Origin of the sequence: Tropicibacter naphthalenivorans (genome assembly GCF_900176475.1) — a bacterium.
GTDB classification, from domain to species: Bacteria; Pseudomonadota; Alphaproteobacteria; order Rhodobacterales; family Rhodobacteraceae; genus Tropicibacter; species Tropicibacter naphthalenivorans.
The window spans coordinates 728,726-744,619 of the sequence record NZ_FWXX01000001.1; the positions used below are offsets into that span (position 1 = coordinate 728,726).

The window sequence follows — 15,894 nt, forward strand, 5'->3', positions numbered from 1 at the left end:
TGGTTAATCCCACAACATGAACAAAGGCTTGCGCGGAATATCATGACCCACGGTCAACAGCGTTGCAACATCCACGTCGTCCTGTTCGTTGGGGCGCATGACCACGACGACGGCACCTTGGGGCAGCGCGTCCCAATCCTTGACCGCGTAAATCGGCCCGGCGGCGGTGATCCGCAACGGCTGGTCGTTGTAGCCCCAGGCGACCGAGCGCTTAACCACTTCGCCAAGAAAGTTGCGCACTTTGACCAGCTCTTCTTGATCGACGTAGCCGGTCACAAGGATCTGCCCGCTGGCCCAGGCCTGCTCGACGCTCATACGCTGGCCAAAGACTTCGGTGAAACGCTTCATCCGGCGGGCGCGGCCAAAGCGGCGCAGGCCAAAGGCGCCCCGCCCGGTCCCCGCAAGGATCGCATCGGCGTGGGGCAGCGCGCGGTTGCCCGCCACGTTGATCAGATCGTTGGTGGTGCGGATGCGCGCGCCGAAAATGTCCTGCAAAACGGCAATCAGGAACACGAACAGCCCGCCCGCGATCAGCGCCATGACGGTGTTTACGAAAACCTTGGGCGAGGACGGGTAAACCGGCACGGCGGCGGGGGCCACGATCTGCACTTGGTTGGCGCGCACCTGCTCGCCCAGTTCAAAGGTCAGCAGCTGCTCGCGCAGCGACGTCAGATCGGCCTGCACCGCCTCGAGGTCGCTGGCGAGGTTGTCAAAGGCCGCCTCGCGCGAGGACAGCGCGGACAGCCGTTCCGACAGTTCGACAATCTGCTCTGTGCGGAAGGTGATCTGTTGGTTGAGGCTGTCCAGCTCCTCTTGGATGGTGCGGGCGGGGCCGCGGTCGCGGTTGCCGGTGGTGCCGACGATCTCGTCCAAGCGGGCCTCTTGGATGCGCTTTTGCAGCTTGTTGTCGTTCAGTTGCAGTTCGGTTTCGCGCAGGGTCAGCATCAGCAGTTCCGACTGCCGCCGCAGGTCGGAAATGTCGTACTGGCTGCGCAGATCGTCGCGCTGGGTGAACAGCGCCTGCAACTCGGCCTCACGCTCCGCGATGCGCTCGCGCACAAGGGCGGCGGCGCGCGACGTCTCGTTCTGGAATTCCGAGCTGGCGATTTCGATATAGCTTTCGGCGTGCACGTTGGCGATGCGCGCGGCCAAATCGGGGTCTTCTTGGGTGACGGTCAGGCGCAGGATGTAAGACCCTTCGACCACATCGACCTCAAGCGATTCTGTCAGTGCATTCAAGGCGGTACGCTCGGCCGACAGGGGGCGGTATTCGCCATAGTTCAGGCGGGTCCAGGTCTTCCACAGCCAGAGCTTGAAGTTGCTGACCGCGCCGGGATCGGCCTGCGCCGGGGCACCCATATCGGCGTCCAGCTTGGCCAAGGTCGCCTCTGCGATGGGGCGGCTGAGCAGGCGTTCCACGTGGGTTTGCGCGATGATCGTCGCCGGGTTGAACTGGCTGCGGCCAAGGAATTCCCGGTTAAAGGACAGCGCCTCTTCGGACGGCTGCATGTTCATCACCACGGTCGCCTTGTAGGCCGGGCTCTTTTGCAAGATCAGCAGCGACAGCGCAAAGGCCGCAATCCCCGCGGTCAACATCCCCAGCAGAATGCGCCACCGATACAAAAGCAAGAGTTCGCGGTAATGGCCAATCATTGCTGGCGGTTCCTTTTCAGTATGGGCGACAGGCCGGGTCCGGTCAGCGAAATTGCGTCCCCCCCACAGGCGTGGGGAAGCGTCGCCACAGGCACAAGCTGCGCGGTTCGGGTCTGGGCGTCAAGCACGCAGACCGCGTTTTGTGATTCATAACAGTCGGTTAGGGGGATCGCCTGGGCGTCTTGCCCAAAGGCGATGCAGATCGGGCCTTGGGTGGTTTGGATTGTGTACTGGCGGGGGCCAATCGTCTCGACCGCGCCGCCGTCCGACAAAAAGCTGGCGAGCAAGCGATAGGCGTCTACGCCAGGTTTCGGGGTCATATCGGCGGTGTACAGCGGGGTTTGGCGGTTCGAAAAGCTGGTTTTCAACCGCTCGTTCAGGCCAAACCACAGGCAAACGCGCCCCCCGGCGGCCAGAACGGCAAGGTTGCGTTCCAGCACGGCGGCAAAGTGGCGGTGACCGGTGTAGGCCTCGCCATAGTCCGTGGTCGGCCCGCCGCATTCGGACGACAGCGCGGGGCGGTTTGTACGGTCCGTCAGATAACCAAGGCGCGCGGCGTCGCGCTCTACAGGGCCATAAAGATGGGCATCCACCAGATCGAAACGCGCCTTCGTCAGGACGGTATCGAGGCGCTGAAGCGTGGCCTTTTGCCCCGGCACATCCTCTGACGTCATGGTAAACGTCCGGTCCGGGTACTCTTGGCGAATGGTAAACGTGCCCCCCTCGGCCAGCAGCGCAAGGTCGATGTTCACCGCCGCCAACCCGCCAAGGACAAAGGGCACCTCGGGGGCAGCGATCTTGGCCGCGTCATGCGTCGCGTTGAGGTAAGCGACCAAGCCCTCGTCCGTGCCAGCCCAGCCGCCCGAACGGTTGTCGGCCCGCAAAAACTCATTGCCCGCTTGCACATAGGCCACGGGGGCTTGCAGGCCCGGCATGTCGTCGAACCCGTCGCCATCGTAGCGTTCCACCACCGCGCGCACAAAGCCCGCCCACAGCGCCATGTCGCGCGGCGTGCCGTTTTTCACCTGCCCCGTGTGGTCCGCCAAGGTCCGGTGATTGGATTCAAACGTGATGAACGGCGCGATCCCCAGAGCGCCAAGCGCCCCGATCCGGTAGTCCAGCCCACTAAAATCATAAGGCGCGCGCCCGATTCGCCCCCAAGAGGCCGCAACCCGCACCACACCGATGCCCATCGCGGCAATGGCGGGATAATCCTCGGTGCGGTCATTGGGAAAGGCCAGCCCAAGGCGCGAGGACACGGGGGCGCTTTGGTGCCAAATATCCTGCGCCTCGCGCGCTTGCACGGGCGAGAACATGGTTAACCCCAAAAGCAAACCGAAAAGAAGCCCGCCAAGCGGACAGATCAAACGCACGTGAACGGCCCCCCAGACCCAATGATTGCACGCTACCCTCTGGCGTTATACGGTGCCTTCGCTTCAATCCGAAGCACATTCAAGTCATTGTCACTGTTGAAGAAACAGAAGACAGCCAACTTGGGCGATTGTATGGCAAAGCGTGACCGAAACTCCCTGATCGACGTGCTGCGGGTGCTCGCTTTGCGGGGAATCGGCATGATTTTGGGAATCGCCTCGGCGTTTATCCTTGCGGCGTTTCTGGGGGCGTCGGCACTGGTCGATGCCTATTTCTTTGCGCGGCGCACCATTGGGTCGTTCCAATCCATCGCCGAAGTGCTCATCGAAACCCTCATGGTGCCCAGCCTCGTCGCCAAGGCGCAGCGCGACGGCGGGCAAAGCCTGCGCGGCCTGTCCCGCCGGTTCGAACTCTGGAGCTTTGCGATCTGCACGGCGCTCTGCATCGCGCTGATTTTGGGCGGCGGCCACGTCGTCGATGCGCTGGCCCCCGGCCTCGCGGCGGAATCGCGCGGGCCCGCGATTGCCTATTTCGCCATCCTGTTAATCACCATTCCGATCACGGTGTTAACCTCGATCAAAAGCGCCACCCTGCTGGCGCTGCGCCATTTCTCGCGGCCTGCGCTGGCGCGCCTGTTGCCTCGGGCGATGCTGGTGGTGGCGCTTTTGCTTTTGCCCTTTGGCGTGGATCTGACCTGGGCGGTGATCGCCTTTGTGGTTGGCAACGTCCTGATGATGTTGATGTTTTTACGCCTGACCGATCGCGCCCTAACACAGGCCAGCAGCGCCCCCACGGCCAGCACCCCACAGCGCAGCCTGTCCGCGGGGCATGGCGCGGCGATCATCATCTTTGCCCTGTGCACCCTGATCGAAGTCCTCATGGACACCTATTTCGCCTCGCTCGCCGGGGTGGGCGCGCTGGCGATCTTAACCATTGGCCAGCGGATTTCGAACGTCGGCGCGTCCGAGCTGAACCGCTCGCTCTTGTCGGTCTATTATACCAACTTTGCAGAGCACGCCGCCGCCGGGGACAAAGACGCCTTTGCCCGCGAAATCACCACGGCGATCCGGTCGGGGTTGTTCTTTCTCGCACCGCTGGGCTTTTTCTTGTTCACCTTGGCAGAGCCACTGGTGGCGGTCTTGCTGGATTTCGACGCCTTCTCGCCGCAGGCCCGCGCCCTGACCGCGCAAGTCATCGCATGGGTCGCCATCGCCACGGTTTTGCGCAGCCCGGTCGCGGTCATGGAAAACGCCGTCTTGGCGGACTTCGACGCGCCCCATGCGCGCTACGCGGTGCTCTCGACGGTGCTTAGCCTCGCCGTGCGGCTGGCGCTGGTGCTGGCACTTTTGCCCACGATTGGCTTGCTCGCCGTGGTCTATTCGGCCATCGCAGGGACGCTGGTCAAGCTGGTCTTTGGCGTCGTCTGGCTGCGCACGCAAGGCGGATTTCACTTTGCGCGCAAGGACTTGGGGCAGATCACCTTGGTCACCGCCCTGGGCATCATAGCCGCGATGGGCGCGGCGGCCGGAATGCGCCTGTTCCCCGAACAGGGCTGGGGCGCGGCGGCGGGGCTGGTGATTTGCACGGTTGCGGCGCTTGGCCCCTATGGCGTGTTGGCCGCGCGGCTTGGCCTGCCCGAAGCCAGCTGGGTCGTGGGCGCAATCCGCCGCAAATTGCGCCGCTAAAGGCCCCCGGTCAGCAGGTAGAACACCGGGAACAGGACCACCGCGCACAGCAGGGTAAACACCAGATTCCACCCAAAGGTCAGGCGCGTGCCGGGAATGCCAGAGGCCCGATCCACCACCAGAACCACCGTGGCAAAGGGCGAAAAGGTCATCGACAAGGCCCAGCCGCAAGAGATGGCATAGGCGATCAAGGTCGGGTCCGCCGGCATCTGCGGCAGCGCCGCGAACAGTGAGCCAAAGAACACCGCCATCATGGTCGGCGACAGCGCCAGCAGGCTAAAGATCGCCAAGGCGGGCGGCAGCACGGACAGCAGCAGCCAGTCGGGCATCGCGGCCAGGTTCAAGGCCTCGGCCAAGGCCGGGGCAGGCACCTGCCCCGCCGCCGCGCGCCCGATAAACCCCGAACACGCAAGGGTAATCGCCACGTTGGACGACTTGGGCAGATCGTTCAGCACGGTTTGACGCAGGCGCGCGCCGGTGCCGGTCCCGCTTTGTGCCCACATCCACGCGACCACCATGATCGGACAGGACAGCAACAGCCCCAGAACGACGCTTTCGCCCGTCGCCCAGACGATCCCGCCGACGAGCGCGAAAAAGCTAAAGCACGTGGCGGCAAAATTGCGGGCGGCGGAACGCGGAAAGGCCATCACCGGGCGCTGGCCGCTAGGCCGATAGGCGCGCCAACGCAGGCGATCTTCGGCGGCGCCAAGGATCAGGATCGGCACCATGACCATCAGGCCGTAAACGATCCACATCGTGCGGTCGATCCCCGGCATCACGGCGGCCACCGCAAGGGGCGCAATGGCGGTGGGCGACCACGTGACGCTCCACGCAAAGCCGCGTAGCATGGCCGAGATCTGCCGCCGCTCGCGGATCGGGTTGAGCGGGTCGTCCCCCGCGCGGGCGATGCCTTTTTGGATGAGGGGGACCAGCAGGCTGACGATGCCGATATTGAACAACGGCCCCAGCGCGCCGGTCCCGATATTCAGCACATAGTAACGACGACCGGGGGGCTGTTTCGTCAGGTATTCGCCAAGGACCGCCATCGACGGAGAGGTCGAGGCCGCCGCGTTCAGCGCCCCCAGCAACAGGATAAAAGCCATCAAAAAGCTGGCGGAATCAAGCGCCCCGGCAAGGTCGGCCCGCGGCGTATCACTGCGCCAAAAGGTCATGATCGTCAGGATGATACTTAGCGCAATTAGGTAATGTTCCCGGAGGGTTAGCCGCGTCCAAGAGGACAGGATCACCCCGATCACACCCAGCCAAGCGGCGTGCTGCACCACCCTTATCCCCGATGCGCGCGCCGCGATTTCCAGCAGCGCGACTGCGAGGAGGCAGATCGCCAGAACGGGCAGGCGCTGAGGCATTGTCGACTTTCTATATGCTTAAAGTATGCAGTTAGTGCACGTATTCCATGCGTACTTTTTGAGTGTACTTAGTGTGTGCAAAGGCCTACATCGGGCGCAGGCCTTTGCGATGCGCCCTTATTCGCAGGCGAAACTGTCGGCGCTCGCTTCGTCCCCGCCCTTGTAGCGGGCAACGGTTGGGTAGGGGCAAAGCGGGCGCGAGATGTCGCCCAAGGCCGCCTGCCCTTCGGCGTTGCCTGCGGTCACATGGGCCGGGATTGCGCCAGGCGCCTGGCCGTTTTCGACCCAGTTCACCAAAGGCGTCAGCACGTCAAACCCGTCGGTCGACGGCCCGCCCGCGCCATGCGGCATTCCGGGCACCGGGTAGAACATGGCAAAGCCTTCGGCATCGTCACCATTGTTCTGATCAAGCTTGTCATACCATGCAGCGGTGTCCAGAACGGAAAAGACAGGGTCGGCATTTCCGTGCAAGATCAGCATCTTACCGCCCGCAGCTTGGAACTCGGCCAGCTTGGGGTTGTCCACGTTCGGCGGGGTCATAAAGGCCATCGCGCTTTCGTCGAACCCCTCGGAGGTGGCGAAAATCTGGCGCGACTCTTTGGCGATGTCAAAGTCCAGCAGGAACTGTTCCAGCTCATCGGGGCTACCGCCCACTTGGGTCGGCGGCGTGGTAAAGATTTGCGCGAGCGAGGCCGCCCCCATCACCGCGATAATCGGCTTGTTACCCCACGGCGGGATCGGGCTTTCAAGCTTCCAAAACCGCCAGTTCCCAGAGGCAATGCCCGGATCCCACGCCCAATCGCTGTAGAGCGGCGCGCCGCTATCATCCATCGGACCGGCAAAAATCCGATCCAAAGCAGTGACTTGCGCCTCGGACAGACAGCCGCTGCTTTGCTCGGCGCACATTGCACCATGGGAATCGAAGGTCGCAAGGCAGGCGGTCATGTCGCCGACCAAACCATCGCTGAGCCCGTCCAGCCCGTCACAGGCGGCCAGGATCTTATCCGCGAAAAGGGTTAAATCCTCACGCGAAAACGCGGTTTTCAGATCGCCGGAGACACTGTGAAACGCCTGCACGTCCAGCGCGTGTTGCAAGGCCGCGCGCGGCAGATTGAAGCCGGGATAGCCAACCAGCAGGCCATCAAAGGCGCCGGGCATCCGCGCGGCGGCGACCATGGCGTGACGCCCCCCGTTCGAGCCGCCAATGCCGTAGGAATAGGCGATTTCGCGGCCATAAAACTCTTCGGTCAGGGCGCTGGCGACGGGGTTCAGATCGCGCACGGCGGTATAGCCGTAGGCCGCCCGCGCCGCCGGGTCAAAGCCGAAGCGCGCCCCGCCCGACAGGCCGAAGTCCTTGAAAAGGCTACCATCATGCCCAGCGTTGGAGCTGACCACCGCATAGCCACGCGCCAGCGCCGTGTCCTCTTTGTTGCCCGAAAGCAAAGGCCCAAAGGCCGGTTTGACCTCGCCGTCGTTGCCGCCGTTGAATTGATGCACAAAGCGCCCGTTCCACTCGTCCGGCAAGCGCAGCTCGAACCCCAGCGCGTAGGCCATGCCGTCCACGCCTTCGCGGGCGTTCATCTGGCCCGTGATGCGGCAATGGGCCAGCGGGCTGTCCTCGCCCTGCGGCAGCGCCTCGGCGGCGGTCAGGGTGACCCCCTCGGGGACCGGCAGATCGGTGGTACATTCGGCCCAGACGGGCGCGGCCAGCAGCGCAAGCGCCGAGCTGCACAGGAAAGTTCGTGACATAAGATCGCTCCTCCTACTCTCTTACCTTTTGTTAGCTTTCCTTTATTCGGCGCGCTTCACAAGGACGCAGACGGCCCTAGCCCCATTTTGCCAAAGCGGCGGCCAGTTCGGGGTGGTCCTTGGCGTAAACCTCCAGCGGGATCTCTTGCGCGGCGGCCTCCCACGCCTGACGGTTGGCGCGCACGCCTGCGGCCATTCCAGCGGGGTGACCATGCACGCCGCCCCCCGCCAGATACATCAGGTCGGTACTGCGAACGGCTTGGTACGTGTCATAGGCCTGCCCGCCCCATTGCCCCGAACAGACCACCGGCAAGGGGCAATCCGAGCGGTCAAAGATCGGCTGCGCAACGTCGTGGAAGGACCGCACAAAGCTGGCGTCGCTTTCCCAATACTTGGCGCGTATCCCGTTGATTTGAAACTGATCCACCCCCAGAAGGCGCCAGATTTTCTGGTAGGCGCGGAACTCCATCCCAAGGCCCGGATGGCGGGTCAGGATGTCCCAGCCGTTGCGGTGCGCGTGCAGGCACAGGCGCGACCGTTTGCGCAGGAAACTCATCCCGCCGTAGCCGATCGAGTTGATGTTGACGACCGCCGCGGTGCCGCCCGCCTCGGCCACGAGATCGTGGTTGCGCATCATCTGGTCGGGGTCGGCGGAGGAGATGCCAAAGGCGTACATCACCCGCTTGCCGGTCCTCTGCTGGTGGGCGTCGATCACCGGCATGATGGCCTTTACGCGCGCCTCCAGCGGGGAATAGCCGGGCGACATGAGCTTTTCATCATCCTTAATGAAATCGACCCCGGCCGCGCACAATTGCCGGACAACCTCGGCGGTTTCATCGGGCAAAAGGCCCAGAGACGGCTTGATGATCGAGGCAATCATGACGCCGCTGCCCACCCCCATCAAATCGCGCGAGCCCTGGACGCCGAACTGCGGTCCGGGATGGCAAGCCCACTCGGGCGGCAGGTCGATGTCCATCACCCGCACGCCGGACAGCCCGCGCACCGCGTAGACCCCGCCGATACAGATGGTTTGCAGCGCCGCGATGTCGGTGCCGACCGCCTCGAGCGGGTAGGAAATAACCACATCGGCGCGGCTGACGGGGCCGTTTGTGCCGGGGATCGACGGCACCTCGGCGGGTTCGAGCATCGTGATATTGTCAACCACGGCGGCGCAGCGGGCGCGGACTTCTTCGGTCTCGTTCGGCAGCTCGGTGAAGGTGCCGGTGGACTGATCCGAAGCGATCTTGGCCGCCAAAGCCGGGATATCGCCATGGGTTTCAAGACGATAGGTGACGCGGATTTTGCTGCTGGACATGGGGCCTCCGAAGGATCACTGTGGACTGTAATACTCATTATACCACTTGGCAACGCAGAGGAGCCCTCATGAAAATCGCCCTGATCGGCTGCGGCTTTTTCGCCCGGAACCAGATGCACGCCTGGGCGCAGATCGACGGGGTCGAGTTGGTCGCTTTGTGCGACATGGACAGCGCCCGCCTGACCGACGCCGCGCGCGATTTCGGCGTGACGCGGACCTACACCGACGCGGCAGCGATGTTCGCCGAGGGCGGCTTTGACGTGGTCGACATCGCCACCACCGTCCACAGCCACCGCCCGCTGGTCGAGATGGCGGCGCGCGCCGGGGTGCATGTGATCTGCCAAAAGCCCTTTGCCCTGAACATGGCCGACGCCCGCGCCATGGTGCAAGCGGTCGAGGCCACGGGCAAGACCCTGATGATCCATGAGAATTTCCGTTGGCAAAGCGCCATTCGCGCGGCCATCGACGCGCTGCGCTCGGGGGCAATTGGCACGCCGTTCTTTGGCCGGGTGTCCTTTCGGTCGGGCTATGACGTGTTCGCGGGCCAGCCCTATCTGGCCGAGGGCAAGCGCTTTATCATCGAGGATCTCGGCATCCATGTGCTTGATATTGCGCGCGCTTTGTTCGGGGATGTCGATCGCATCACCGCCACCACCCGCCGCATCAATCCAAGCATCAACGGCGAGGACGTGGCGACCATGCTGCTGGCACATCAGGGCGGTGTGACGTCGGTGGTCGACTGTTCCTATGCCACGCAGCGCAGCCCCGAGACCTTTCCCGAAAGCCTGCTGGAAATCGACGGGACCGAGGGGACGTTGCGGCTGGACGCGGGGTATCGCCTGACGGTGAACGGCACCGCGCGCGACGTCAGCCCGCCGGTTCTGGACTGGGCCGAGCGGCCTTGGCACAACATTCAGGAAAGCGTTTTGCTGATCCAGCAGCACTTTGTCGATTGCCTGCGTGCGGGGCGCGAGCCGGAAACCTCGGGGCGCGATAACTTGCAGACCTTTGGTCTGGTCGAGGCGGCGTATCTGTCGGCGACCGAGGCGCGCACCGTCGCGATGGCCGAGATATGACAGAGCACCTGACCTGCGGCCCGCTGTCCTTTACGGTCGACGCCGGGGCGTTGCGGCACATCCGTTTCGGCGAGGTTGAACTGATCCGCGCGGTCAGCTTTCTGTCGCGCGACCGCGATTGGGGCACGCTGGTGCCACAGCTGCGCGAGGTTCATCGCAACGTCGGTGACACGATAGAATTGGGCTATGCGTTAAGCTTTGTGAACGGCGACGCCCGGCTAGAGGTGGACCTGCGGATCAAAGCCGATCCAAGCGGGCTGACCCTGACCGCGCACGGCCAGCCGCACGGCGCGTTCGAAACCAACCGGACAGGCTTTACCGTCTTGCACCCGGCCCACGCGGCGGGCTGCGCGGCGCGGGTGGTGCACTCGGATGACAGCGCCAAAGAGACCACCTTTCCCACGTTGATCGACCCGTGGCAGCCGATGATGGACATCACCGAATTGCGCCACGAGGATGGGCGCATCGCAGCCACCTGCACCTTTTCCGGCGATACGTTCGAGATGGAGGATCAGCGGCAATGGGGCGATGCGTCCTTTAAGACGTACAACCGCCCGCTGGCTTTGCCGTGGCCCTATGTCTTGCGCGACGCGCCGCTGCAACAGGCGGTGCGCCTGCGGTTTGAACCGCTGGCGCAGGCCGCGCCTAGGGCCGCCGTGCCTGCCGTCCCGGCCTGCGTTTTCCCGGACACGGCGCTGGTTGTGACCGCCGCCGAGGCAGAGGGTCTGACCGCCCTGCCTGCGCCGGTGCAGCGCCTTTTGTGCCACGTGGATACCGGCGGCGACACGGCCACGCAGATCGCCCATTTTGCCGCGCTTCAGCGCGCGGTGCCGGACGTCGTTTACGATCTTGAGCTGGTCTGCGCCTTTGACGCCCCGCCCGAGGCAGAGCTGCAAGAGGTTGCAAACCTTATGACGGCCCAAGGCTTTACCCCCGCAAGCACGCTTGTCTGCCCCTCGGTGGACAGGCAGTCGACGCCGCCGGGATCAGACTGGCCCGACTGCCCGCCGTTAACCGATATTCACGCAGTTGCGGCGCGGCTGTTTGCGCAGAACGGCGGCGGCATGGTCAGCTTTTTCCCCGAGCTCAACCGCAAGCGACCGCCGGTCGATATGCTGCATTTCGTCAGCCACGGGCTGTGCCCCATCTTCCATGCGGCGGACGATCTGCACGTCATGGAAACGCTGGAAACCATCCCGCATATCACCCGCTCTGCGCGGGCGATCATCGGGGACAAGGGCTATCGGATCGGGCCGTGCACCATTGCCATGCGGCAGAACCCGTATGGCCAGCGGACGATCCCCAACCCCGACGGGCAGCGCATCACCATGGCCGAGGACGACCCGCGCCACCGCCACGCCTTTGGCGCGGCCTATGCCATCGGGCTGGCCACGGCGCTGGCCCCTGCGGGCATCGAGGTGTGGACCCCTGCCGCGGTGTCTGGCCCGCGCGGGCTGCACGCCGACTGGCCGATCACCGCCGCGATTGCCACGCTTGCGGGGCTGGCGGGGCAGCCGGTACACCGGGCCGAAATCTCTGGCGGGTTTGCCCATTTGCACGTGGGCCAAACCCAGATCACCGCCAATCTGACGGGCCAGCCGCAGGGCGATTTGCCCGCCTATGGCTGGACGCAACCCCCCACAAGGCGATAAGTTGCGCGCAAAGCCGGAGCCTGCCGTTGACCAAGACTGACGAAAAGATAACCCGCCGCAAGCTGTCGGACCAAGTGCTGGACCGCCTGCGCGAGATGCTGGCCTCTGGTGAGTTGCAGCCGGGCGATGCGATGCCGTCCGAGCGGGTCTTGATGGAACGCTTTGGCGTCGGGCGACCTGCGGTGCGCGAGGCGTTGCAAGCGCTGCACAACAACGGCTTGATCACCATCAACCACGGTGAACGCAGCCGTGTGAACGCCATCGACGCGGCCACCGTCCTGACCCAGTCGGACGAGCTGGCCCGTCTGGTGCTGACCGCCGCCCCTGCGAACCTCGGCCATCTCAAGGACGCGCGGCGGATGTTCGAGCTGGGCATGGTGCGGCAGGCGGCAGAACGCGCCACGCCCGATGACGTGGACGCCTTGCGCGCGATCTTGGCCGAGCAGCGTGAGATGCTGGGCGACGCCGATGCCTTTGTCGAGGCGGACATGCGCTTTCACACGCGGATCGCGCAGATCAGCGCCAATCCGATCATCGCGTCGGTGTCGCAAGCGATGCTGGGTTGGCTGTTCGAATATCACACCACGCTGCTGCATTGGTCGGGCAATGAGGACACAACGCTGGCCGAGCACGCGCGCATCATCGAGTTGATCGCGGCCCATGACTCGGACGGCGCGGTGGCGGCCATGGCGGGGCATCTGGACCGCTCTGCCGAGGCGTTCGAGCCGCGTTAGCGCGCGCCGCCGCCGTCCCTGATCCAGCCAAAAAAGTCCTCTGACCCCATCTGCCCGCCTTTCAAAGCGATCTCCAGACTGTCGTGCGCCCCGTCCCCATAGGCGCGGTTCAGCCCCGCGCCGGGGATCGTGGGGGCGATGGCTTGCAAAGCGCTGAGCCCCAGCGCGCGCATCCCATGCCCCGAGGTATCACCGCCAGAGATCACCGCGCGGCGTATGCCCGTCGCGGTCAGGATACCGTCGAGGATCTCACCCAAGGCCTGCCCGATCATCTCGTTCGCGGCGCTCATGTCGGTGGCCACGGCGCGCACGGCGGCGACGGCGGGATCATCCGGCCCGGTGGCCGAGCAGATCAGCGGGCTGGCCCCTTGGCTGGCGGCCTCTACACCGGCTTTAACCGCGCGGGCGATTTCTTCAGCGGCGCGCTCACCTTGCAAAGCGCGGGCGGCGTCAAAGCGGATGGCCTTGAAGCCGTGCGCTTCGGCCCATGCGATCTGCTGCGCGGTGGAAGGGGACACCGACCCGGATACGGCGGCGATCTGAGCCACGCGTCCAGCGCTGCCCGGCATCGGCGCGGGGGCGATCACACCGGCCTCCAGCCAGTGGCGCACCAGCGCGTATTCCACCCCCTGCGAGCCAACGGAAAAGCCCAGCCGGTCGCGGTTGTCCCACAGCAGACGGCCTGCGGCGGCCTCGCTCACCGGCTCCATGCTGTCGATGGACAGGACGCGTGCGCCGCCCGCCAAAGCGGCATCCAAAGCCCCCTGCGGCCCGCTCCACAGCGCTTCGAGGTCGATCAACGCCGAGGGCAGATCGGTCTGATGCGCGAGGTGGCGCAGCAGGTCGGCCTCGTCCATGGGGGTCACCGGATGGCGCGCCATGATTGAGCGGTCCAGCCGAAAGACCCCGTCGAAATTGCCCGCGAAGAGATGGCCAAAGGCTTGGTAGCGGCGCATCTGCGGCGCGGCGACCACCATGGGCGCGGCCTGTGCGTCGGTGACCTTCAGGCCGACTTCGATGGCGGTGCCGATGCTGCCCGAGGTGGGCGAGGAATCAAAGGTCGAGCAGACTTTGTAATGCAGGATCGGCGCGCCGAGGCCGTGCAGAAACCCCAAGGGCGCGGGCAAATGCGCGCGCATCCAATCGGGGCCGTGGGTCCGCGCGGTGGACGCGATCCCCACCGCCTGCGCGCCCGAAAACCGCGCCATCAACGCCTCGGACGGCACGTCGGAAAACAGCACCGTTTCGATGCCCGCAAAGGCCAGCACCTCCATCGCGGCGGCGGACCCGGTGAAATCGTCTCCGAACCAAGTGATCAGGGGCGCCATGGGTGACCTCGCATTGACTCTCTGGGTTATTTATTATCTCATCATACCAGTTACACAAGCCCAAGCGGGCATCAAGGAGAAGACTATGACCAATGTGGCCCTGCTGGGCGCTGGCGGCAAAATGGGCGTGCGCCTGTCGACGAACCTCGCCAAGACCGACTATTCCGTGCGCCATGTCGAAGTGTCCGAGGCCGGGCGCGCCCGTCTGAAAGAGGCTGTGGGCGTCGATTGCGTCGATCTGGACGTGGCGCTGGACGGGGCCGAAGTGGTCGTGCTGGCAGTGCCGGACACGCTGATCGGCAAGGTCGCCAGCGGCATCATCGACAAGCTCGCCCCCGGCACCATGGTGGTGATCCTCGACGCCGCCGCGCCGCACGCGGGGCACCTGCCGGAACGCGAAGACATCACCTATTTCGTCACGCACCCCTGCCACCCGATGATCTTCCACAACGAAGAAACCGAGGCCGCGCGGCTTGATCGGTTCGGCGGCGTGGCCCATCCGCAAGGTGTGGTGAACGCGCTGATGCAAGGCCCCGAAGAGCATTACGCGCTGGGCGACGCCATCGCCAAGGCGATCTACGCCCCCGTCCGCCAGACCTATCGCGTGACCGTCACGCAGATGGCATATCTGGAGCCGGGCCTGTCGGAAACCGTCTGCGCCTCGCTCTTGGTGGTGATGAAGCAGGCCATGGACGAGGTGGTGAAAACCGGCGTCTCCGAGGAATGCGCCCGCGATTTCCTGCTGGGGCACATGAACATCCTCGGCGCGGTGATCTTTGGCGTCCAAGAGGGACAGTTCTCGGACGCCTGCAACAAGGCGATCGAATTCGGCGTGCCCGCGCTGATGAAGGACAACTGGAAGGACGTCTTTCAAGAGGACGAGATCATGGCCTCGATCAAGCGCATCACCTAAGCGCATGTTGTTCGTAACCAGTGCCGCCCCGCCCCACCTCGGCGGGGCTTTTCTTTTGCGGGCGTGGTGATAGCCTGCGGGCATGATCCGCGCTTTATTCGCCTTATTGGTGTTCACCCTGCCCTCTGCCGTCCGCGCGCAGGATTGCCTGTGCCTGACCTGCGCCTTTACGCAGTACGAAGCTTTTGTCGTCCCCGGCACCAGCATGGCGCCCCTGCTGCCCGCCGACAGCTGCATGATCGGGGATATGGACGTGGACGCGCGCAGCTTGCGCCCCGGCGATGTGATCCTGTTCCGCCATCCGCAAACCAAAGAGACCCATATCAAGCGCCTGATCGCCACGGCGGGCCAGACGGTGCAGATGGTGGACGGCGCGCTGGTGATCGACGGCACGCCGGTGCCCAGCACCCCCAGCGGCGCATATGCGCAGCTTATGCAGCCCAGCGCGGCCGGCATCATCCCACGTTGCCCCGGCCCGACACCCATGGGGCGTAGCTGCGACATCTCCAAGTTCACCGAAACGCTGGCAGGCACGCGCTATGACGTGCTGGACCTGATGCGCGGGGCGATGGACAACACCCCGCTTTACACGGTGCCAGAGGGCCATGTTTTTGTGCTGGGGGACAACCGCGACCATTCCATGGACAGCCGGACGTCCGAGGCCGCCGGGGGCATCGGATTCGTCCCCCTGTCCGAGATCACCGGTGTCCTGCACGAGATTCGCTAAGGCCCTGCGCTGAAATGAAAAAGGGGCCAGAAACGCAAAAGGCCTGCCCGAGGGCAGGCCTTTTTGAGAAAGTGGTGAGCCGTGTAGGATTCGAACCTACGACCCACTGATTAAAAGTCAGTTGCTCTACCAACTGAGCTAACGGCCCACTTTTCTGTTCCGTCCGAGGCGTCCGTTGTGTCCGTCTCGGCTGGCGTGAGCGGGTCTCTAAAGGTCGTGGCCGAAACGGTCAACCCGAAAACCCAAAAAAGTTCGATCTTTTTTTCTGCGCCGCCGCGAGGCGCGTAAACGGACCTTTCATGACGGGGCGTGCAGGCTTATATC

General features: G+C 64.4%; 12 protein-coding genes and 1 tRNA gene. 6 read left to right on the forward strand and 7 right to left on the reverse strand.

What is annotated here, in order from left to right; translation table 11 throughout:
- Positions 1 to 3 precede the first annotated feature (3 nt).
- The gene (locus B9A11_RS03520; protein WP_058245747.1) at positions 4 to 1,653 is read right to left on the reverse strand and encodes a GumC family protein; all 1,650 of its coding nucleotides are present in this window, start codon (positions 1,651 to 1,653) and stop codon (positions 4 to 6) included.
- Entirely contained in the window at positions 1,650 to 2,969 is a 1,320-nt protein-coding gene (locus B9A11_RS03525; protein ID WP_058245746.1) for a hypothetical protein, read from the reverse strand. Before B9A11_RS03525 ends, B9A11_RS03520 begins: the two co-directional genes overlap by 4 nt.
- Positions 2,970 to 3,158: 189 nt before the next feature.
- Here B9A11_RS03525 and B9A11_RS03530 point away from each other — a divergent pair, with 189 nt between their 5' ends.
- Complete coding sequence (locus B9A11_RS03530) at positions 3,159 to 4,709, forward strand: lipid II flippase MurJ (RefSeq protein ID WP_058245745.1); 1,551 nt, start codon at positions 3,159 to 3,161, stop codon at positions 4,707 to 4,709.
- Here the strand turns inward: B9A11_RS03530 and B9A11_RS03535 are convergent.
- From B9A11_RS03535 to oiaX, 3 genes are all read right to left on the reverse strand, one after another.
- Positions 4,706 to 6,076 (reverse strand): hypothetical protein, encoded by a 1,371-nt coding sequence (locus tag B9A11_RS03535; protein ID WP_058245744.1) that lies wholly within the window; start codon positions 6,074 to 6,076, stop codon positions 4,706 to 4,708. The two genes, B9A11_RS03530 and B9A11_RS03535, sit on opposite strands and share 4 nt — an antisense overlap.
- Positions 6,077 to 6,193: 117 nt before the next feature.
- Positions 6,194 to 7,825 (reverse strand): tannase/feruloyl esterase family alpha/beta hydrolase, encoded by a 1,632-nt coding sequence (locus B9A11_RS03540; protein ID WP_058245743.1) that lies wholly within the window; start codon positions 7,823 to 7,825, stop codon positions 6,194 to 6,196.
- A gap of 76 nt (positions 7,826 to 7,901) precedes the next feature.
- Positions 7,902 to 9,140 (reverse strand): 3-oxo-isoapionate-4-phosphate decarboxylase OiaX, encoded by a 1,239-nt coding sequence (gene oiaX / locus B9A11_RS03545; protein WP_058245742.1) that lies wholly within the window; start codon positions 9,138 to 9,140, stop codon positions 7,902 to 7,904.
- Positions 9,141 to 9,208: 68 nt separating this feature from the next.
- Between oiaX and B9A11_RS03550 the strand changes: the two genes are divergently transcribed.
- Genes B9A11_RS03550 through nanR form a run of 3 tightly spaced genes read left to right on the forward strand, consistent with a single transcriptional unit; the run spans position 9,209 to position 12,602 of the window.
- A complete protein-coding gene (locus tag B9A11_RS03550) occupies positions 9,209 to 10,216 on the forward strand; it encodes a Gfo/Idh/MocA family protein (protein WP_058245741.1) in 1,008 nt (335 codons plus the stop codon).
- On the forward strand, positions 10,213 to 11,868 hold the full coding sequence (locus tag B9A11_RS03555) for a hypothetical protein (RefSeq protein ID WP_058245740.1): 1,656 nt from the start codon (positions 10,213 to 10,215) through the stop codon (positions 11,866 to 11,868). Before B9A11_RS03550 ends, B9A11_RS03555 begins: the two co-directional genes overlap by 4 nt.
- A 26-nt stretch (positions 11,869 to 11,894) precedes the next feature.
- Positions 11,895 to 12,602, forward strand: coding sequence for a transcriptional regulator NanR (nanR, locus tag B9A11_RS03560; protein WP_058245739.1), 708 nt, complete (start codon positions 11,895 to 11,897; stop codon positions 12,600 to 12,602).
- On the opposite strand, the gene B9A11_RS03565 is transcribed toward nanR, so the two are convergent.
- Positions 12,599 to 13,930 carry a four-carbon acid sugar kinase family protein gene (locus tag B9A11_RS03565; RefSeq protein ID WP_058245738.1) on the reverse strand — a complete coding sequence of 444 codons (1,332 nt, stop codon included), beginning with the start codon at positions 13,928 to 13,930 and terminating at the stop codon, positions 12,599 to 12,601. The genes nanR and B9A11_RS03565 overlap by 4 nt on opposite strands.
- An 85-nt stretch (positions 13,931 to 14,015) precedes the next feature.
- Between B9A11_RS03565 and B9A11_RS03570 the strand changes: the two genes are divergently transcribed.
- Complete coding sequence (locus B9A11_RS03570) at positions 14,016 to 14,843, forward strand: phosphogluconate dehydrogenase C-terminal domain-containing protein (RefSeq protein WP_058245737.1); 828 nt, start codon at positions 14,016 to 14,018, stop codon at positions 14,841 to 14,843.
- An 82-nt stretch (positions 14,844 to 14,925) separates the two neighbouring features.
- Positions 14,926 to 15,570 carry a signal peptidase I gene (gene lepB, locus B9A11_RS03575; protein WP_083499718.1) on the forward strand — a complete coding sequence of 215 codons (645 nt, stop codon included), beginning with the start codon at positions 14,926 to 14,928 and terminating at the stop codon, positions 15,568 to 15,570.
- Positions 15,571 to 15,642: 72 nt separating this feature from the next.
- On the opposite strand, the gene B9A11_RS03580 is transcribed toward lepB, so the two are convergent.
- Positions 15,643 to 15,718 (reverse strand) — tRNA-Lys (locus tag B9A11_RS03580).
- Between the last annotated feature and the right edge of the window lie 176 nt (positions 15,719 to 15,894).